The organism is Streptacidiphilus sp. PAMC 29251 (genome assembly GCF_054208735.2).
In genome coordinates this window covers 6,635,457-6,654,249 of the sequence record NZ_CM135725.2, presented here as the reverse complement: position 1 = coordinate 6,654,249, position 18,793 = coordinate 6,635,457, and the positions used below count along the sequence as shown (strand labels likewise).

At 71.0% G+C, this 18,793-nt stretch carries 15 protein-coding genes; 6 read left to right on the top strand and 9 right to left on the bottom strand.

Features of this window, described 5'->3' with window-relative positions:
* The first annotated feature begins 94 nt into the window (after nt 1-94).
* Together ACXKR8_RS31805 and ACXKR8_RS31800 are read left to right on the top strand one after the other, a co-directional pair.
* Nucleotides 95-1,108 (top strand): GNAT family N-acetyltransferase, encoded by a 1,014-nt coding sequence (locus ACXKR8_RS31805; protein ID WP_458268015.1) that lies wholly within the window; start codon nt 95-97, stop codon nt 1,106-1,108.
* A gap of 71 nt (nt 1,109-1,179) precedes the next feature.
* Nucleotides 1,180-2,031 carry a transglutaminase family protein gene (locus tag ACXKR8_RS31800; protein WP_458268014.1) on the top strand — a complete coding sequence of 284 codons (852 nt, stop codon included), beginning with the start codon at nt 1,180-1,182 and terminating at the stop codon, nt 2,029-2,031.
* A gap of 33 nt (nt 2,032-2,064) precedes the next feature.
* Here the strand turns inward: ACXKR8_RS31800 and ACXKR8_RS31795 are convergent, their stop codons facing one another.
* From ACXKR8_RS31795 to ACXKR8_RS31775, 5 genes are all read right to left on the bottom strand, one after another.
* Entirely contained in the window at nt 2,065-2,670 is a 606-nt protein-coding gene (locus tag ACXKR8_RS31795) for a response regulator (RefSeq protein WP_458268013.1), read from the bottom strand.
* A complete protein-coding gene (locus ACXKR8_RS31790) occupies nt 2,667-3,896 on the bottom strand; it encodes a sensor histidine kinase (RefSeq protein WP_458268012.1) in 1,230 nt (409 codons plus the stop codon). The genes ACXKR8_RS31795 and ACXKR8_RS31790 overlap by 4 nt, the downstream gene beginning before the upstream one ends.
* A 93-nt stretch (nt 3,897-3,989) precedes the next feature.
* Complete coding sequence (locus tag ACXKR8_RS31785; protein ID WP_458268011.1) at nt 3,990-4,712, bottom strand: ABC transporter permease; 723 nt, start codon at nt 4,710-4,712, stop codon at nt 3,990-3,992.
* Nucleotides 4,709-5,698, bottom strand: a complete 990-nt coding sequence (locus tag ACXKR8_RS31780) for an ABC transporter ATP-binding protein (protein WP_458268010.1) — start codon at nt 5,696-5,698, stop codon at nt 4,709-4,711. Before ACXKR8_RS31780 ends, ACXKR8_RS31785 begins: the two co-directional genes overlap by 4 nt.
* A gap of 149 nt (nt 5,699-5,847) precedes the next feature.
* Nucleotides 5,848-7,974, bottom strand: a complete 2,127-nt coding sequence (locus tag ACXKR8_RS31775; protein WP_458268009.1) for a S9 family peptidase — start codon at nt 7,972-7,974, stop codon at nt 5,848-5,850.
* Nucleotides 7,975-8,231: 257 nt separating this feature from the next.
* Here ACXKR8_RS31775 and ACXKR8_RS31770 point away from each other — a divergent pair, with 257 nt between their 5' ends.
* The 4 genes from ACXKR8_RS31770 (at nt 8,232) to ACXKR8_RS31755 (ending at nt 12,507) form a co-directional block, all read left to right on the top strand.
* Nucleotides 8,232-8,426 (top strand): hypothetical protein, encoded by a 195-nt coding sequence (locus ACXKR8_RS31770; protein ID WP_458268008.1) that lies wholly within the window; start codon nt 8,232-8,234, stop codon nt 8,424-8,426.
* 83 nt (nt 8,427-8,509) lie between these two features.
* Nucleotides 8,510-9,445, top strand: coding sequence for an N-acetyl-1-D-myo-inositol-2-amino-2-deoxy-alpha-D-glucopyranoside deacetylase (mshB, locus tag ACXKR8_RS31765; protein ID WP_458268007.1), 936 nt, complete (start codon nt 8,510-8,512; stop codon nt 9,443-9,445).
* Between the two features lie 4 nt (nt 9,446-9,449).
* Nucleotides 9,450-9,920, top strand: coding sequence for a DUF6113 family protein (locus tag ACXKR8_RS31760; protein WP_458268006.1), 471 nt, complete (start codon nt 9,450-9,452; stop codon nt 9,918-9,920).
* Nucleotides 9,921-10,284: 364 nt separating this feature from the next.
* The gene (locus ACXKR8_RS31755; protein WP_458268005.1) at nt 10,285-12,507 is read left to right on the top strand and encodes a hypothetical protein; all 2,223 of its coding nucleotides are present in this window, start codon (nt 10,285-10,287) and stop codon (nt 12,505-12,507) included.
* 74 nt (nt 12,508-12,581) lie between these two features.
* Here ACXKR8_RS31755 and ACXKR8_RS31750 read toward each other — a convergent pair whose 3' ends face one another.
* From ACXKR8_RS31750 to ACXKR8_RS31735, 4 genes are all read right to left on the bottom strand, one after another.
* The gene (locus ACXKR8_RS31750) at nt 12,582-14,165 is read right to left on the bottom strand and encodes an ABC transporter family substrate-binding protein (protein ID WP_458268004.1); all 1,584 of its coding nucleotides are present in this window, start codon (nt 14,163-14,165) and stop codon (nt 12,582-12,584) included.
* 202 nt (nt 14,166-14,367) lie between these two features.
* On the bottom strand, nt 14,368-16,440 hold the full coding sequence (locus ACXKR8_RS31745; RefSeq protein WP_458268003.1) for an ABC transporter ATP-binding protein: 2,073 nt from the start codon (nt 16,438-16,440) through the stop codon (nt 14,368-14,370).
* Nucleotides 16,437-17,498, bottom strand: a complete 1,062-nt coding sequence (locus ACXKR8_RS31740; protein ID WP_458268002.1) for an ABC transporter permease — start codon at nt 17,496-17,498, stop codon at nt 16,437-16,439. The genes ACXKR8_RS31745 and ACXKR8_RS31740 overlap by 4 nt, the downstream gene beginning before the upstream one ends.
* Nucleotides 17,491-18,456 carry an ABC transporter permease gene (locus tag ACXKR8_RS31735; RefSeq protein ID WP_458268001.1) on the bottom strand — a complete coding sequence of 322 codons (966 nt, stop codon included), beginning with the start codon at nt 18,454-18,456 and terminating at the stop codon, nt 17,491-17,493. The genes ACXKR8_RS31740 and ACXKR8_RS31735 overlap by 8 nt, the downstream gene beginning before the upstream one ends.
* Nucleotides 18,457-18,793: the final 337 nt, after the last annotated feature.

Genomic DNA, 18,793 nt, shown 5'->3' with positions numbered 1-18,793 from the left:
TAGGGGCTGCATTCGCGCAGGGGAGCGCGGCGTCGTCGATGCCCGCCCCTAGTATCGCCGTTTCAGGACGGCGGTTGCACCGGAGGTGGCGGGTATGGCGGACAACACTATCGGACATGCACGGGCAGAGATCCACATCACCCCGTCCGACCTGGGGAAACGTGTTTCCGTTCGAAGAATTTTGGCTGCTTCTGAGGGGCGCCCGGTGTTCGGCGACGTGATCGGGGTGCTCACATCGTGGGACAACGGGCGACTCACTGTCGTCAACCGTGCCGGAGAACCGGTCGAGATCAGCCAGGACGTGCTGGTCGCGGGCAAGCCGGTGCCCCCGGCGCCGGTCCGGCGGTCGACCGCCGCGCCGGCCGATCCCGGCCCGGTCGCGCTGCAGCGGATCGCCGCCCGCGGCTGGCCCGCGGTGGAGACCGAGCCGCTGGGCGAGTGGCTGCTCCGGGCCTCGGGCGGCTTCACCCGCCGCGCCAACTCGGTGCAGACGCTCGGCGATCCGGGGCTCCCGCTGGCCGAGGCGCTGGATCTGGCGCAGGGCTGGTACGCCCGGCGCGGTCTGCCCGCGTTCATCGAGGTGACCACCCCCGGCTCCCCCGAGGGCCTGGCCGCCGCGCTCGCCGAGCGCGGGGCGACCGAGGCCGCGACCCTGTTCCGCACCACCCCGCTGGCGCCCCTCGCCAGGCTCCCCACCACGCTGGACGTACGGCTGGCGCGCCGGGCCGACGCCGACTGGATGTCCCGCTACCGCCGGGTCGGCGGCGACCCGGAGCTGGAGCGGATCGCCCAGACCGTGATCCACGGCGGCCGCTCGGTCTGGTTCGCCACCCTCACCCTGCCGGGGCAGCCGGGCCCGGCCGCGATCGGACGCTGCGCGGTGGACGGCGAGTGGGCCGGTTTCGCCGCCATCGAGGTGGTTCCGGAACTGCGCCGGCGCGGACTGGGCACCGAGGTGATGGCCGCGCTCGCCCGCCGCGCCGCGGAGGAGGGCGCCACCGGCGGATACCTCCAGGTCGAGGGCGAGAACGAACGGGCGATCGCGCTCTACGACAAGCTCGGTTTCCGCACCAGCCACCGCTACCAGTACGCCCGGCTGGCGCCGTAGCGGCCCACCGGGGAACGGCGTGCCGCGCTGATGCGCCCTCACCTCCCCGCTGCCGCATAGAATCCCCCGCGATGACCGAGGACAGCAGAGAGCGGTTCGCCGCCGAGGCGCGAGGCGGAACGCCGGACCTCGCTCTGCTGTGCCTGCTGATGGGGTTCGAGGTCGACCTCGAACCCCAGGACGGCGACCTCGACGCCTGCCTGGCCCCCGCCAGACGCGCCCTGGACCGGCTCACCACCCTCGCCGCGACCTCGTTCCGCGCGGCCGGACGCCACCCCTCGCCGACCGAGACCGCGGCGCTGCTGGCGGGCGCGCTGGCCGGCTCCGCCGACCTCCGCGGCGGCCCCGGGGCGTACCTGCGGCTGGAGTCCTCGCTGCTGCACCAGGTGCTGCGGCGCGGACGCGGGCTGCCGATCACCGTCTCCGTGGTCTGGATCAGCGTGGCGCAGGCCCTCGGCCTCCCGGTGTACGGGGTCGCCCTGCCGGGCCACTTCGTCATCGGCGTCGGCGACCCGGACCGCGACTTCGTCCTCGCCGACCCGTTCCACGGCGGGCGGCTGCTCACCCTCGACGACGCCGCGGCGATCGCCGCCGACGGCGGACACCCGCTGACCGGGGACCTGCTGCGGCCGGCCGAGCCGCTGGACATAGTGCTCCGGGTGCTCGGCAACATCCGCGCCTGGGCCGCCGCCCGCCCGGAGCACGCCCGCACCCAGCTCTGGGCCGCCGAACTGTCGCTGCTGCTCCCCCGCCACCCGGCCCAGCTCCGGCTGGAGCGCGCCGAACTGCTGGTCAAGACCGGCCGCTTCACCGAGGGCGCCCGCGAGATGGACTCCTACGCCGAGATCCTGGACGCCTTCGACCCGGACTCCGCCACCCGCGTCCGGCTGGAGGCCAAGGCCGCCCGCCACCGCCTCAACTAGGACCCGTGCCCAGGGCCCGCACCCGGGGCGGACTCACAGCCAGCCCTTCTCGCGGGCGATCCGAACGGCCTCCGTCCGGTTGCGGGCGGTGGTCTTCTGGATCGCGGCGGAGAGGTAGTTGCGGACCGTGCCCTCGGAGAGGTGCAGCCGGCTGGCCACCTCGGAGTTGGCGGAGCCGTCCGCCGCCGCGGCCAGGACGTCCCGTTCGCGCGAGGTCAGCGGGTTGGCGCCGTCGGCGAGGGCGGCGGCGGCCAGGGTCGGGTCGATCACCCGCTCGCCGCGCAGCACCCGGCGGACCGCCTCGGCCAGCTGGGCCGCCGGGGCGTCCTTGACCAGGAAGGCGTCCGCCCCCGACTCCATCGCCCGGCGCAGATAGCCGGGGCGGCCGAAGGTGGTCACGATCACGATCTTGATGTCGGGGCGCTCGCGGCGCAGCAGTGCGGCGGCCTCGATGCCGGTCAGCCCGGGCATCTCGATGTCGAGCACCGCGACCTCGACGTCGTGGGCCACGGCCGCGGCCACGACCTCGTCGCCGCGGGACACCTGGGCGACGACGTCGATGTCGCCCTCCAGGCTCAGCAGCGCGGCGATGGCTTCACGGACCATGCCCTGGTCCTCGGCGAGGAGAATTCTGATCACTGCTGAACGGTACCGGCCACAGCTTCCTCGGTGGGAGTGATCACCGCACGCAACGGCACCGAGGCCCGCACCGCGAAGCCGCGTCCGCGTGGTCCCGGGCCCGCGTCGAGCCGGCCGTCGGCCAGGGCCAGCCGCTCGGCCAGGCCGGTCAGGCCGTTGCCGTGGCGGATCTGCCCGGCCCGCTTGGCGCCCACCCCGTCGTCGGCGACCTCCAGCCGCAGTGAGCGGCCGCCGTCCGGTTCCATGAACTCGGCCAGCCGCACGGTGCAGAGCTGCGCCCCGCTGTGCCGCACCACATTGGTGACCGCCTCGCGCAGCGCCCAGCCGAGCGCGCCCTCCTGGTCCGGGCCGAGCCCGGGGTGCGGGTCGGCGATCGCCGGGTCGGTGTCGGCCTCGATGTCGGCCGCCTGCAGCGCGGTCCTGGCCGCCGCGACCTCGACCGCCAGCTTGGGACGGCGGTAGCCGCCGATGGCCTCGCGGACGTCCACCAGCGACTGCCTGCTGACCTTCTCGATGTCCTTGACCTGGGCCCTGGCCTCCTCGTACCGCTCCTGGTCCAGGAAACGGGAGGTCAGCTCGGTCTTCAGGGTGATCAGCGACAGCGAGTGGCCGAGCAGGTCGTGCAGGTCGCGGGCCATCCGCAGCCGCTCGTCGGAGGCGGCGAGGGCGGCCACGGCCTGCCGGGCCTCGCGCAGCTCCTGCATGGTGCGGACCATCCGCTGCAGCCCGGTCATCGCCGCGCCGCCGAGGAAGGAGGAGACCGTGATCGGGATCAGCGCGGACTCGGAGAAGTTCAGCAGCAGCCCGGTCCCCACCACCATGGCCGAGACCCCGGCCACCCCGAAGATGGCGACGCTGGGCGGCAGGATCACCCCGGCGCAGATCGCGGTGTAGCTGAACAGCGCGAGCCAGTTGTCGCCCAGGGTGAAGCAGGCGACCACCGAGATCACCAGCATCAGCCCCAGCGCCGAGCCCGTCAGCCGGTTCCAGCGGCCGGCCTGGCCGAGGGCCTGCCGGCGCAGCACCAGGGTGGCGTAGCCGGCGAGGAAGACCACCAGGACGATCCAGCCGGCCACCACCGCCGGCGCCGAGTGGCCTCCGTCCAGCAGGTCGCTGACCGGATAGGCCAGGTAGGTCAGCCACAGGAACATCCAGCAGAGCTTGACGAACATCTGCCGGCGGTTCTCCGGAGCCTGCCCGATGCGTACGCCTTGCGACTCCTTCACAGCGGCGTCTCCTTCCATGACTTCCTCGGCTGCCGCGGTACGGGGATGCCGCCGGGGACGGTTCGTCCCCGGCGGCGCGGTGCTGACTGCAGGTCAGGCTTCCTTGCGGTCCCGCTGGTAGAGGAAGGCCGCCAGGGCCGCGAAGACCGCCGCGTAGGCAATGATCGCGCTGAGCGCGCCCATCCCGAGCGAGGAACCGCTCTGGGCCACCCGGCCGAGCTGGTTGTAGAGCGCCATCGGCGTCCACTTGGCGAAGTCCCCGAAGCTGCCGCTGATCTGGAAGTAGGTGCCGCCGAGCATCAGCAGGACCATGTAGAAGATCATCACGATCGGCTGCAGCGAGTCCGGCGAGGCCGCGTAGCCGAGGGCCACCCCCAGCGCGGCGAAGATGAAGCCGCCGAACCACAGGGTCAGGAAGAGGAACAGCCACTCGGAGCCGGAGAGCTTGACCCCCTCCGCGTAGCCGATCGCGAAGGTCACCAGGATCGCCGGCAGGGTGGAGACCGCGGTGGAGGCCACCTTGGCGATGAGGTAGCCGTAGCTGGGCAGGGCGGTCAGCCGCAGTTGGCGGGCCCAGCCGCTCTTGCGCTCCAGGGCGATCCGCATGGCGTTGGTGTTCATCGACGCCGAGACGGTGCCCAGGGTGGCCATGGAGACCATGAAGTACGACTTGATCGACACCCCGCCCAGCGTGTCCAGGCCCTTGTAGGCGCTGATCATCAGCAGGTACAGGCCGGCCGGGAGGGCGATGCTGAAGATCAGGTAGCGCCGGTTGCGGAGGATCCGCAGCACCTCGAGCTTGATCAACGTGGTCATCGCACAGTCTCCTTGTCGAGCGAGGCGGATTCGTCGGCGGCGTCCTGCTCGCCGGTGATGGTGAGGAAGGCCTGCTCCAGGCCCACCCCGGTGACCTCCAGGCCGCGCGGGTAGAAGCCGGAGCGGTAGATCGCGGCGACGGCGGCGTCGGCGTCGTTGCTGTTGATCCGGACGGTGTGGCCGCTGATGTCCAGCGAGGTGACGCCGGGGATGTTCCGCAGCAGCGCCAGGTCCGTGCCGTCCTCGGGGTGCAGGTCGAAGGAGATCTTGCGCAGCCCGGCCCTGGCCTTGATCTCGGCGGCGGTGCCGTCGGCGATCAGCCGGCCCTTGTGCACCACCAGTACCCGGTCGGCGATGGAGTCCGCCTCCTCCAGGTAGTGGGTGGCGAAGAGGACGGTGCGGCCGGCGTCGGCCTGGGCCCGCATCACGGCCCAGAAGGCCTGCCGGGCCGAGACGTCCATGCCGGTGGTGGGCTCGTCCAGGACGATCAGGTCGCTGTCGCCCGCGGTGGCGATGGCGAAGCGGACCCGCTGCTCCTGGCCGCCGGAGAGCTTGTCGACCAGGCGGTCCGCGATGTCGGCGATCCCCGCGGTCTTCAGCACCTGCTCGACGTCGTAGCCGCGGGGGTGGATCTCGCAGGCGAACTTGACCAGCTCGCGGACCTTCACGTCCGGCATCAGGCCGCCGCTCTGCAGCATCACGCCGACCCGGCCGTCCAGGATGGCCTGGCGCGGGGTGCCGCCGAACAGGGTGACGCTGCCCGCGCTGGGATCCCGCAGGCCCAGCAGCATGTCGATGCTGGTGGACTTGCCGGCGCCGTTGGGGCCGAGGAAGGCCACCGTCTCACCCGGGTGCAGGGTGAGGCTGATGTCCTTGACGGCCTGCACCGCGCCGAAGTTCTTGCTGACGTTGCGGAAGGCCGCGACCTCCCCCGAGCCGGGACCCTTTCGTCCCGCCCCCGTGCTCCGCTCTACGGAAGTACTCATCGCTGGCTTCGCTCCCTCGTCCTGCTCGCCGTTCCTGCTGACAGTCCCAAGACTGGCCGAGCGAGGGTGCCCGCGGGCAGTGCCGGCGCTCCCGATCCCGGCATGACAGATGTCATGCCGGGATCGGGACGAGGGTCAGAAGCCGCGGATCAGCGGCCGAGCGACCGCTTCAGGAAGGCCACCTGGAGCAGCAGCAGGTTCTCCGCGACCTCCTCCTGGGTGGTCATGTGGGTGACCCCGGACAGCGGCAGCAGCTCGTGCGGGCGTCCTGCCGCCAGCAGCGCCGAGGAGAGCCGCAGGGTGTGCGCCACCACCACGTTGTCGTCGGCCAGGCCGTGGATCAGCTGCAGCGGCCGGCTCAGCTTCGGCGCGTCGGCGAGCAGCGAGTTGGCCGCGTAGACCTCGGGCCGCTCATCCGGGTGGCCGAGGTAGCGCTCGGTGTAGTGGGTGTCGTAGAGGCCCCAGTCGGTGACCGGGGCGCCGGCCACGGCGGCGTGGAAGACGTCGGGGCGGCGCAGCACGGCGAGGGCGGCCAGGTAGCCGCCGTAGGACCAGCCGCGGATGCCGACCCGGTCCAGGTCCAGCGGGTGCTCCTGGGCCAGCGCCTGCAGCGCCTCGACCTGGTCGTCCAGGGTGGCTCCGGCGAAGTCGAAGGCGATCGCCTGCTCCCAGGCCGGGCTGCGCCCGGGGGTGCCCCGGCCGTCGGCGACGACCACGGCGAAGCCCTGGTCGGCGAACCACTGCGAGGTGAGGTGGGCGTTCTGCGCCGCCAGCACCATCTGGCCGTGCGGGCCGCCGTAGGGGTTCATCAGCACCGGCAGCAGGCCGTCCCGGTCCCGGTCGTAGCCGGTGGGCAGCAGCACGGCGGAGGGGATCCGGCGCTCTCCGGCCAGCGACAGCACCGGCGCGGCCCGCAGCACCGGGGTCTCGGCGAGCGAGGCGATCACCGCCGCCTCGGCGCCGTCGCGCAGTACCCGGACGGACGCGCCGAAGCGGTCCAGCGCGGTGGAGGACAGCACGGTGACCGCGCCGCCGCCCACCGCGGAGTGGTAGCCGGGGTGCTCGCTGACCCGGCTCGCCCCGGCCGCGGACACCCGGTAGACGTGCACCTCGCCGATCTCGGGTTCGGCGGCGGCCTCCCCCGCCGAGGCGGCCACCAGCAGCTCCTGGTCGCCGACCTCCAGCACCGCCCTGACCTGCAGCGACGCCGTGGTCACCGGCTGCCCGTCGAGCAGTACCACCCGCGCGCCGGCCACATCGGCGATCCGCACCAGACGCCCGTCCGGGGTCCAGGCCGGGACGCCGGAGTGCGGCTCCAGCCACACCGGGTCCTGCTCCTCGGCGACCACCGCGGTCGCGCCGGTCTCCGGGTCCACGCCCAGCACCAGCTGCCGGCGCTGGTCCCGGGACTGCACCAGCAGCAGCGGCGGGCCGCCGGCCGACCAGTGCACCCGGGCCAGGTACGGGTACGCCGCGCGGTCCCAGTCCACCTCGGTCCTGGCCCCGTCCAGGCTGAGCACGGCCAGGGTGACCTCGGCGTTGGCGCTGCCCGCCCGGGGGTAGGCGATCTCGTTCGCGGGACGCTCGGGGTTCGCCGGGTCGGCGATCCACCAGCGCTGCACCGGGGAGTTGTCGACCCGGGCGGCGAGCAGCCGGTCGCCCTCGGGGGCCCACCAGAAGCCGCGGCTGCGGTCCATCTCCTCCTGGGCGATGAACTCGGCCTGCCCCCAGGCGACCTCGCCGTCCTCGGCCCCGGACGGTCCGGCCAGGGCGTGGTCGCCGCTGCCGTCGGCGGCGATGGCGCGCAGTTCGCCGCCGACGGTGGCATAGGCGATGTGGTCCCCGCCCGGCGAGGGCCGCGGGTCGAGCACAGGACCGCGGGCGGGCAGCTCCCGGGTCTCCCCGGTGGCCAGGTCGGCGACGAAGAGACGGCCGGAGAGGGCGAACGCCGCCATGGTCACGGCGGCGTCGGTGGCATAGCCGACCACCCCGGACGAGCCCTCCCGGCTGCGCTCGCGGCGGGCCCGTTCCTCCTGGGTCAGTTCCTCCTCCCCCGCGCCGAGCAGGGCGAGCGGATCGGCGGCGACTCGCTCGGATGGAGCACCGCCGTGCGGAAGATCGACGACCTGCAGCAGGTTCGCCCGTTCGGCCCCTCCGGCGGAGCGCAGGAAGACGACACGACTGCCGTCCGGGGAGACGGTGAAGGAGCGCGGGGCGCCGAGGGTGAAGCGCAGGGTCCGGGAGTACTGGCGGGGAAAGCTGATCTCCGTGGTCATCCCACGACCCTATGCGGGCCGGTCGGCCAGGGGGAGCAGGCCGATCGTTCGCAAACGTCCCAGCCTTGTCGATAGCCCGTTCGGACCCGGTGGGCGGGTCGCGCCGCCGCGACGCGTGCGCCCCTGACGTGCACCTTTGCTCCGGCATATGCATGATGACGGAAAGTGATCGACAGGTCACTCACTGGGTAGCCACTACCCGCCCCGACCGTCGGTACGGCCGTCCCAGCCGTGCCACTGCTGAGAGGTGAGTCGCGATGGTTCTGCCGATTTCCGCCGCTGTCCTGATGCTGATCATCGTTGTCCTGCTGATCAGGCGCTCCGGACTCAAGATGTGGCACGCCCTGGCCTGCACCCTGCTCGGGTTCTACCTGGCGTCCACCTCGATCGCGGACCCGATCCACACCCTCACCACCAATGTGGCCGGAATGATCTCCGGCATCCGCATCTGACAGGTCGTTCGGATCCGACGCGTCGACCGGACCTGACAGCCCGCCAAAGGCCTTTGTCGGACCGGTCGCCTAGGCTGATCCCCATGACTGCCCTGCCTGACGCCCCCTCGGCGGCTCGCCGCCTGCTCCTCGTCCATGCCCATCCCGACGACGAGACGATCGGCAACGGAGCCACCATGGCCCGCTACGCCGCCGAGGGCGCCCTGGTCACCCTGGTCACCTGCACCCTGGGTGAGGAGGGCGAAGTGATCGGCGACGAGCTCCAGCACCTCGCCGCCGACCGCGACGACACCCTCGGCGAGCACCGCATCGGCGAACTCGCCGCGGCGATGGCCGCCCTCGGCGTGACCGACCACCGCTTCCTCGGCGGCCCCGGCCGCTACCGGGACTCCGGGATGATGGGCGTGGCGAGCAACAAGCGGCCCGACTGCTTCTGGCAGGCCGACCTGGACGAGGCCGCCGCGCACCTGGTCGCCGTGGTCCGGGAGACCCGCCCGGACGTGCTGGCGACGTACGACGAGAACGGCGGCTACGGCCACCCCGACCACATCCAGGCGCACCGGGTGGCCATGCGCGCCTACGAGCTGGCCGCCGATCCCGACTTCCGCCCCGACCTGGGCCCGGCCCACGACATCGCCAAGGTCTACTGGAACTGCATGCCGTACTCGGTGCTGGAGGCCGGCTTCGCCGCCCTGCGGGCCGCCGGGAAGGAGTTCCCCTTTCCCGGCATCGCCGGTCCCGAGGACGTCCCCGGTGTACTGGCCGACGAACTGGTCACCGCGGCGGTCGACGGCACCGCCTACACCGACCGGAAGACCGCGGCGATGCGGGCCCACCACACCCAGATCGCGGTGGACGGCCCCTTCTTCTCGCTCTCCAACGACCTGGGCCAGCCGATGCCGGCCACCGAGTACTACCAGCTGGTCCGGGGCGAGGCCGGACCGCGCGGCAGCTCGGGCCGGGAGGACGACCTGTTCGCCGGCCTCGACCCGGAGACCCCGCCCACGGATGGAGCCTGACCCGATGAGCCGACCCCAGGACCGGACCGGACGGGCGACCGTACCCGCGCCGCGCTCCTCCTCGCCGCGGCCCGAGCCGGCCCCGCCGGCCTTCGCCTCGGCCGGGCGGATCATCGCCTATGTGCTGCTCACGGTGCTCGGCGCGGCGGTCGGCCTGGCCGGCTGCCTGGTCCAGGCGCTGTGGTTCCCCGGGGGCCTGCTGCTGGCGTTGGCCGGCACCTGCGCGGTCTTCTACGGCGGCCGGACGCTGACCCGCACCAAGCTGGGCGCGGGCCTGCCCGCCCTGGGCTGGTTCGCGATGCTGCTGACCGGGAACTCGCAGCGCCCCGAGGGCGACTTCCTGGTCGCGGGGACCCTCGGCAGCCTGGTGTTCATGCTCGGCGGCCTCGCCCTCGCTGTGATCTGCACCATGATGCCCTCGGAGAGCGCCTATCGCGCCGTCAAGAACAACCGCGCGACCATGACCAGAACGTGACGAAGCAGGACAGAACCCTGCTTTACGGGGGGCATACCCGCGGCATCCACGGGCCAGTAAGGTGGTGCCCCAACACACGGGGGTGGTGTCGGCGGCGCGAGGATGCCCGCAGGCACCTGCCCCAGGTGGCGGAGGCTCCATTGTCTTCCTGAGGCATGTCGGGCATGGCCAGGCATGACCTCCTGAGGCGCTGTCCGCCCACCGCGCTCCCGGCGCGGGACCGACGATCCACAACCGCACCCTCGCCCTCGGGGCGAAGGGGCGAACCGGAGCAGACGTAGTGAGCCGAGAAACTGACAGTTCTTCGCCGAACCCGCCCCGCCCGGGTGCGGACGCGTATCCCTCGGGGACTCCCCCCTACGGGATGCCGAGCGATCCCGCGTTCTCCCGCGCCGGCCAGCAGGGCGGCACCCCGCAGGAGCCACCGGCGGAGGAACCCCGTACCGAGACCACGCTCACCACGCGCATCAGGATCAACATCCCCGGCTCCCGGCCGATCCCGCCGGTCGTGGTCCGCAGCCCCATGCCAGGGGCCGAGGGCAGCGGGGCCCAGGCCGCCGAGATGGCCGAGGACCAGGCCGCCGGGGCCGAACCGCCCGCCCCGAGCGGGCCGAGGCACCGCTCCGGCACCGGCAGTTCGCCGGTGATCGGGGTCATGGACTCGGCCAACAGCACCGCGCCGATGCCGGACCTGCCGATGGAGTGGCGGACCGCGGAGCAGGGCGGCCCAGGGCCGTCCGCCGAGGCCGCCGAGCCGGCCGGCGCCGAGGCCGAGCCGCCCAGCACCTGGTTCGCCCCGCGCCGCAAGGGCCAGCCCGCGGCCGCCGCGGCCCCGGCCCCCGTCGCCGAGCCCGCGCCGACGCCCCGACCCGCGCCCGCGCCTGCCCCGGCGCCCGCTCCCACGCCCCCGCCGGTCGCACCGGTCGCACCGGTCGCACCGCCGGCCTACGAGCAGCCCGCTTACCCGCAGCCCGGCTACCAGCAGCAGGGCTACGAGCAGCAGCCCCAGCCCGGCTTCGAGCAGCCCGCCTACGACCAGCAGCCCGGTTACGAGCAGCCCTACAGCCAGCCGGTCTACCAGCAGCAGCCCTACGGTGTGGTCGAGCCCGAGCAGCAGTTCCAGCCGCCCGCGGCCCCGCCCCGCCCAGCAGGCGGCAGCGGCGGACGTCCCACCGGGATGAACAGCGGCCTGATCGTCGGCGGCCCCGACCTCGCCCCGCCGCTGGACCCGCTGGACACCACCATGCCGCTCGCCCCGGTCCGCGACCCGGCACCCCAGACCATGCCCCAGGCCCAGGCCCAGCAGGCCCCCGGCTCGGTCAGGCCCGCCCCGACCCAGGCCGGACAGCAGGCAGGGCCCCAGGGCCCGGCCGCCGCTCAGGCCGCCGCCGCTCAGGCAGCCGCGCAGCAGGCCCCCACCGCCCCGCGCCCGCCCCGGGCCCCCCGTCCCAGCCCGCGCGGCGGCCCCGCTGCCGCACAGGCCGCCGCGCAGGCGACCCCGCCCCGGCCGCGTCCGGTCGGACCGCAGGTCAGCGACGGCTTCGCCGGGGGCACCGGCGGCGTCGGCGCGCCCCCGCGCAAGGAGGGCGGAGCGGAGGCCCAGGCCGCCGCCAAGCCCGCCGCGGCCGCCAAGCGCAAGGGCGGCGCCGCCGCCAAGAGCCGCAAGATGCTGGTCAGCGGCCTGGTGCTGCTGACCCTGGTGGCCGGGGTCAGCTACGGCGCCGGCCTGATGCTCAATCAGGCGGACGTGCCCAAGGGCACCACCGTGCTCGGCCAGAACATCGGCGGCGACACCCGTGACGCCGCCGTGCACGCCCTGGACAGCACCGTCGGGGTGGAGGCCACCAAGCCGCTGCAGCTGGTGATCGGCGGCCGTACCGTGCTGCTCAAGACCTCCGTGGCCGGTCTCAGCATCGACACCAACGAGACCGTGCAGGGTGTCGCCCACCACAGCTACAACCCGGTTGACGTGGTCGGCTCGCTGTTCGGCGGCGACCACCCGGTCGCCCCGGTGGTGCGGATCGACCAGGACAAGCTCCGCTCCGCGCTGCAGATGCTGGCCGGCAGCGGCGCCGGCAGCGCCAAGGAGGGCTACGTCCACTTCGACGCGGACGGCAATGTGCTCACGGTGGCTCCGCAGCCCGGCAAGTCACTGGACGTCACCACCTCGGTCGCGATGGTCAACAACGCCTACAACGAGCGTGCCGCGGGCCTGCCGGACCACCCGATCACCCTCCCGGTGACCACCAGCGAGCCCAAGGCCTCCGCGGCCGCGGTGAGCGCCGCCGCGAAGTCGATCGGCAAGTGGGCGGAGAAGAGCACCTTCACCGTCCGGGTCCAGGGCGCCAGCCAGCTCTTCGGCAAGATCACCTTCAGCAAGGCGCTGACCCTGCGTCCCGACGCCACCGGCAAGCTGGTCCCGGTCTTCGACCTGACCCAGCTCAAGCAGGCCTACGGCACCGCCTTCGACCACGTCGAGACCAAGCACAACGGCGTCCTCGGCCCGGTCACCGCCAAGGACGTGGCCGCGGCGCTGACCAAGCTGATCAGCAAGCCCAACGGCGACCGCACCATCACCCTCGACTGACTCCACCTCCGGGCCGGCACGAAGAAAGGACCCCCGAGCCACTGGCTCGGGGGTCCTTCCGGTTGTGTCAGGTGCTACTTGGTGAAGCCGACCTTCGTCCAGTCAGTGCTCTGGAAGCCGAAGGCGCCGTAGTTGGCGAGCGTCGCCTTGGTGCCCACGATCTGCGGACGCTGGAACAGCGGCAGGTTCACCGCGAGCTGCCACAGCGCCGTGTCCGCGGCGTTGACGTCGGTCAGGTACTGGGTCGGGTCCAGGTCCGTCGCGGCCTTCGCCATGTCGCTGTCGACCTCGGGGCTGCCGAGACGCGAGAAGTTCTGCCCGATGTTGCCCTTGACCGGCGACTGGAAGCTGGCCTGCGAGTTGCTGATCGGGAAGTACGGGATGGCGCCGATGCCGCTGAACACCGTGATGTCGAACTTGCCGGCGTTGACGTCGGGGAAGAAGCTGTCCGAGTCCTTGACCACCGTGTCGACCTTGATGCCGACAGCCTTCAGCATCGAGGTGGTGAGGTTGGCCTCGTTGGTTGCGATCGGCGTACCGGCCGGGATGACCATGCTCAGCTCGAGCTTCTTGCCGCCCTTGGCCAGGATGCCGTCGGAGCCGGCGGTCCAGCCGGCCGCGGCCAGCTTCGCCTTGGCGCCGGCCAGGTCGTAGGTGCCGAGGGCGCCCGCGTTGTCCTTGTAGCCGTTGGCGTTGTTGACCAGGAAGTGGTTGTTCAGCGGCTTGATCGCCCAGGGCAGGCCGCTCAGGTCGGACTGGCCCATGGCGGTGCGGTTGATGGCGCTGAAGATCGCCTGGCGCACGTTCTGGTCGGTCAGCAGCGGGCTCTGGCCGTTGAGCAGCATCTGGCGCAGGTTGGGTGCGCCGGCGATGCGGATGGAGGAGCCGGCCACGCCCTTGGCAGCCTTGTAGGCAGACGGCTGCGGGCCGATGTCGGTCAGGTCGATCTCACCGGAGGCGAACGCGCCGGGCTCGGAAGCCGCATCCAGCGTACGGAAGTTGATCCCGGAGAGGACCGGCTTGGCGCCCCACCAGTTGGGGTCGGGAACCTCGGAGACGACCTTGGTGGTCGGGTTCATCGAGCCGAGCTTGAACGGGCCGGCGGTGAGCGGGATCTTGCCCTTGTAGGAGTTGTTGAAGGCGTCGACCGAGGTCATCTGCGAGGCCGGGTAGAACGGCAGGAACAGCCCCTGCCAGTCGGCGTAGGGCGAGGTGTAGGTGACGATGGCCTCGAACTGGTCCTTGCCCTGAACGACACTGGCGATCTGCGAGTACCCGGAGGTGGTGGTCGCGTTGTACTTGGAGTTCTTGCCGCTCTGGACCGTCCAGTTGGCCTTGAAGTCGTTCCAGGTGATCGGTGTGCCGTCGGACCACTTCGCCTTGGGGTTGAGCTCGTACTTGGTGACCTGCTTGCCGTCCACCGTGCTGTTGGTGACGCCGGCCAGGTAGTCCGGGTTCGGCGTCAGCTTGTTGTCGGCCGAGACATTGAACAGCTGCGGCATCATCGGCTGCAGGGTGTTGAGGATCGACAGCTCGTTCTGGGAGTCGGCGTTCAGCAGGTTCCACTGGGTGGAGTACTGGTCCACCGGGAAGTTCAGAGTGCCGCCCTGCTTGAGCTTGCTCACATCAACCGGGTTGATCTGGTTGTTCGTGGCCACGAGCTGCTTGGCCGGGGGCGCGCTCTTCTTGCTGCCACCGCTGCTGCTGCAAGCCGAGGCACTGAGAACCAGACCTGCGGACAGCGCTATAGCTGTGGCGATCTTGACGGAGTTGCGAGACAAGGCGGGTCCTCCCGTGAGTGTCAGTAATCAATGACTGCGTGTTGCCGTGCGGCCGCCGTGGTCGGCGGACCGATGGGGGTCAGACGACTTCGAGCGCCGCCGCGTAGTGGCAGGCGGCCGTGTGGTCGGCTGCCATGGCCTGGGACTCCGGGTCCTCGGTCCGGCACCGCTCGGCCTCCCCTTCGGAGAGCCCGATGTACTTGGGGCAACGGGTCCGGAACCTGCACCCCGAGGGGACGTCCGCCGGGCTGGGCAGATCGCCGGTGAGCAGGATCCTTCGCCGCTCCCGCTCCTTGTGCGGATCGGGAAGCGGCACTGCCGACAGCAGTGCCTGGGTGTACGGGTGCGAGGGCTGCTCGAAGACAGCCTCGGCCTCACCCAACTCGACGATCCGGCCGAGGTACATGACCGCGACGCGGTCTGCGATGTGCCGGATCACCGAGAGGTCGTGGGCGACGAACAGGTAGCTGAGGCCGAGCTTGGCCTTCAGTTCGTCGAGCAGGTTGATCACACCTGCCTGGATGGAGACGTCCAGGGCCGAGACCGGCTCGTCCAGGACGATCAGCTTGGGGTCGAGGGCCAGGGCGCGGGCGATGCCGATGCGCTGGCGCTGGCCGCCGGAGAACTCCGTCGGGTAGCGCTCGGCGTGCTCGGGCAGCAGTCCGACCAGCTTGAGCAGCTCGGGGGTGCGGGCCTGGACCCGGTCCCGCTTCCAGCCGTGGGTCCGCATCGGCTCGGCCAGGATGTCGCCGATCGGCATCCGGGAGTCCAGCGAGGCCATCGGGTCCTGGAAGACGACCTGGAGGTCACGGCGGATCGCGCGGCGGCTCCGCCCGTTGAGGCTCTTGGTCTCCTTGCCGAGCACGGTGACCGAGCCGACCTGCTTGGTGGGCAGCTCCAGGATCTCCAGCAGGGTCGTGGTCTTGCCACAGCCGGACTCGCCGACCAGGGCGAAGGTCTCGCCCTCGCGGATGTCGAAGGTCAGACCGTCAACCGCCTTGACCGTGCCCACGTTGCGCTTGAACACCGCGCCCTTCATCAGCGGGAAGTGCTTGACCAGGTTGTCCACCCGGAGCACCTCGGGCCGCAGGTTGCGGTCGGCCTCGCCCTCCCACGTGGGGATGACCGGGGTCGGGAACATCTCCTCGCGGGGCAGCCCCGCGCCGATCTCACCGGAGCGGTGGCAGGCGCTGCGCAGCTCGCCGGCACCGGTGACCTGGACAAGCTCGGGCTCGACGGTCCGGCAGATGTCAATGGCAATCGGGCAGCGAGCCTGGAAGGGGCAGCCGGTGGGCAGTTCGACCATCGAGGGCGGGTTGCCCTCCACCGGGGTGAGCGCCTTCCTGCCGCCGATGTCCAGGCGCGGCACGGCGCTCAGCAGACCGATGGTGTAGGGCATCCGCGGCTGGTAGAAGATCTCGTCCGCGGTCCCGGCCTCGACCGGCTTGCCCGCATACATCACGGTCACCCGATCGGCCACACCGGCCACCACGCCCAGGTCATGAGTGATCATCAGGATCGCGGCCCCGGTGACCTCCTGAGCGGTCTTCATCACCTCCAGCACCTGCGCCTGGATGGTCACGTCCAGGGCAGTGGTGGGCTCGTCGGCGATGAGCACCTTGGGGTCGTTGGCGATCGCCATGGCGATCACCGCGCGCTGCCGCATACCGCCGGAGAACTCGTGCGGGAAGCCGTCGATCCTGCGCTTGGCGTCGGGGATGCCGACCAGGTCCATCAGCTCCAGGGCGCGCTTGCGGGCGTCGCCGTCGCTGAGGCCCCGCTGGTGGATCTGCAGCGCCTCGATGATCTGGGTGCCGATGGCGTAGACCGGGGTCAGCGCGGACAGCGGGTCCTGGAAGATCATGCCCAGGTCCTTGCCGCGGATCTTGGACATCTCCGCGTCGGTACGGCCGATCAGCTCGCTGCCCTCGAGCCGGATCGAGCCGCTCACCTGGGCGCTCTCCGGCAGCAGGCCGAGCACCGCGGTCGCGGTCACCGACTTGCCCGAGCCGGACTCACCGACGATGGCCAGGGTCTCCCCGGCCCGCAGCGAGAAGTCGATCCCGCGCACGGCCTGGACCATGCCGGCCTCGCTGGGGAAGGACACCCGCAGGTCACTGACCTCAAGAACTGGCGGGGTGGTGTAGCTCATGAGGGGAGGCCTTCCTCGGCACGGACGCCGGTGTTGCTGATTGTGTCTGCGGGCGAGTTGTCCTCGACCTGGTTGGGCAGGGTCACCTTGATCGCCTTCACCCGGGCTTTGGCCCCGGCGGCGGTGGGGTCGAAGGCGTCGCGCAGACCGTCGCCGACGAAGGCCACGCACAGACCGATCAGCACCAGGAAGCCGGCCGGAAAGAAGAACATCCACGGCGAGGTGGTGGCGTCCGGCGTTCCGTCGGCGATCAGCGTGCCCAGCGAGATGTCCGGGGCCTGGATGCCGAAGCCGAAGTAGGAGAGCGAGGTCTCGCCGAGGACGACCGTGCCGACCTGCACCGTCGCGTCCACGATCAGGATCGAGGCGACGTTCGGCAGGATATGCCGAACGATGATCACCAGCGGGCTGACGCCCATGTACTTCGCCGCCAGCACGTACTCGCGGTCCTTGAGGGTCTGCGTCATGCTGCGGACCACCCGGGCGGTGATCATCCAGCCGAAGATCGCCAGCAGCAGCACGAAGAACAGCCAGGTGCCGCTGGTGAGCTTGGGGGCGACGATCGCCAGGAGCAGGAACGAGGGGATGACCAGCAGCAGCTCCAGGCCCCACATCAGCACCCGGTCGATCCAGCCGCCGAAGTAGCCGGCGAAGGCCCCGACCAGAGCCGCGATCACCGTGGTCAGCGGGCCGCCGATGAGGCCGATGATCAGCGACTTCTGCAGACCGCGCATGGTCAGCGCGAACACGTCCTGGCCCGGGTGGTTGGTCCCGAACCAGTGGGTCGAGTCCGGCCCCGTGCCCAGAGCGTTCCAGTCGTTGTCGGTGTAGTTCCAGGTCATGAAGTGCGGCAGCACATAGGCGCCGATGATCATCAGAACCAGGATGGTGATACCGGCGATGGAGGTCCGGTTGCGCAGGAAGCGTCGCAGCACCAGCGCGCCGCGGCCGCGACTCCTGCGCGCCTTGGGCGCTGCGGGCGGGGCTTGGGTGGTCATCTCGGTCTTCTCCTCGGGAAGGGGCAGGCGGTCGGGGTCGGTCTCCGTGCGATCAGACACGCACCCGAGGATCGAGGGCCGCGAAGATGATGTCGGAGAGCAGACCGGCGACCAGCACCACGCCCGCCGTGAAGATGCCGATCGCGGCGACGGAGTTGACGTCGTTCTGTCCGATCGAGTCGACCAGCCACTCGCCCATGCCGTGCCAACCGAAGATCTTTTCGGTGAAGGTGGCCCCGGTGAAGAGCAGGACGACGTTGTAGACCAGCAGCGGCATCACCGGGATGACCGCGGTGCGCAGACCGTGCTTGACCACCGCCTGGCGCCTCGTCAGGCCCTTGGCCCTGGCAGTGCGGAGGAAGTCACTGCCGAGCACGTCCAGCATGGTGCTGCGCTGGTAGCGGCTGAACAGGGTCACCTGGATCAGCCACAGCGTGATGGTCGGGAGGATCAGGTGCTGCATGTTGTTCAGGATGATCGGGAAGACACCGTGCACCTTGGGGTCGTACATCCCGATGTACTTGATCGGCGTCCCGATCCACTGGTCGATGGTCATCAGGCTGATCGCGATGACCACGGTCGGGGTCGCCATGATCGTGTAGGAGGCGATCGTGGAGAACCGGTCCGAGGCGCGGTACTGCCGGAGCGCGTTCCAGGCCCCGACGCCGACGCCGCTGACCGAGCCCAGGATGGTGGCCACCAGCAGCAGTTCGGTGCTGACGAAGATCCGCTGGCCCATCTCGGTGGCGACCGAGCCGCCGTTGTAGGTGGTCCCGAAGTTGCCGTGCAGCACGATGTTGCCCAGCCAGTGCCAGTAGCGCTCGTAGACCGGAACCCGGGGGTCCAGGTTCTGCGCGTGCAGGATGTTGTACACCGCGCTCATCGGCGGGGCCGGGTGCTTGCTGATGTAGTTCAGCTCCGGCTTGAGGTAGAACGAGGCCAGGAAGTACACGGCGCTCGCGGCGAGGAAGGTGAGGATCAGATAGTTGATCGCTCGCCGCAGTAGAAACCGCCCCATGCCCGCATCCTTGTCCATTCAGGCGCCCGGTCCCCGGAGGTGCCGTGGCGACAGTCCCGCCCGTTCGCAAGCTGGTTTGCGAAGTCGTCGAAGCCTGTCGACCTGTAGGCCGACTTGCACCCAAATCATGACGTCCAATGGACGGCGTGACTATGGCTCATTGATGAAGTTTCCGTAACGCAGACCCTGGAGTGGGCCGAGTCGTTATTTGAGACAGTGCTTTTACGGAGACCGCTTCGCCCGCTTATGTCCGGGTTCAGCCGTCCGCTATATGAGCATTGTGCCCTCGCGCAGCGGACACTTTACGCTGCGTCACGAGATCCGGGCAAAACTCGTG

Excerpts from the sequence above, each read along its gene's own strand:
- ACXKR8_RS31770 (WP_458268008.1), top strand. The coding sequence starts at position 8,232 with ATGGTTCTGCCGATTTCCGCCGCTGTCCTGATGCTGATCATCGTTGTC.
- ACXKR8_RS31785 (WP_458268011.1), bottom strand. The coding sequence starts at position 4,712 with ATGACCACGTTGATCAAGCTCGAGGTGCTGCGGATCCTCCGCAACCGG.
- ACXKR8_RS31775 (WP_458268009.1), bottom strand. The coding sequence starts at position 7,974 with ATGACCACGGAGATCAGCTTTCCCCGCCAGTACTCCCGGACCCTGCGC.
- ACXKR8_RS31805 (WP_458268015.1), top strand. The coding sequence starts at position 95 with ATGGCGGACAACACTATCGGACATGCACGGGCAGAGATCCACATCACC.
- ACXKR8_RS31745 (WP_458268003.1), bottom strand. The coding sequence starts at position 16,440 with ATGAGCTACACCACCCCGCCAGTTCTTGAGGTCAGTGACCTGCGGGTG.
- ACXKR8_RS31755 (WP_458268005.1), top strand. The coding sequence starts at position 10,285 with ATGCCGAGCGATCCCGCGTTCTCCCGCGCCGGCCAGCAGGGCGGCACC.
- mshB (WP_458268007.1), top strand. The coding sequence starts at position 8,510 with ATGACTGCCCTGCCTGACGCCCCCTCGGCGGCTCGCCGCCTGCTCCTC.
- ACXKR8_RS31760 (WP_458268006.1), top strand. The coding sequence starts at position 9,450 with ATGAGCCGACCCCAGGACCGGACCGGACGGGCGACCGTACCCGCGCCG.
- ACXKR8_RS31800 (WP_458268014.1), top strand. The coding sequence starts at position 1,180 with ATGACCGAGGACAGCAGAGAGCGGTTCGCCGCCGAGGCGCGAGGCGGA.
- ACXKR8_RS31780 (WP_458268010.1), bottom strand. The coding sequence starts at position 5,698 with ATGAGTACTTCCGTAGAGCGGAGCACGGGGGCGGGACGAAAGGGTCCC.
- ACXKR8_RS31735 (WP_458268001.1), bottom strand. The coding sequence starts at position 18,456 with ATGGGGCGGTTTCTACTGCGGCGAGCGATCAACTATCTGATCCTCACC.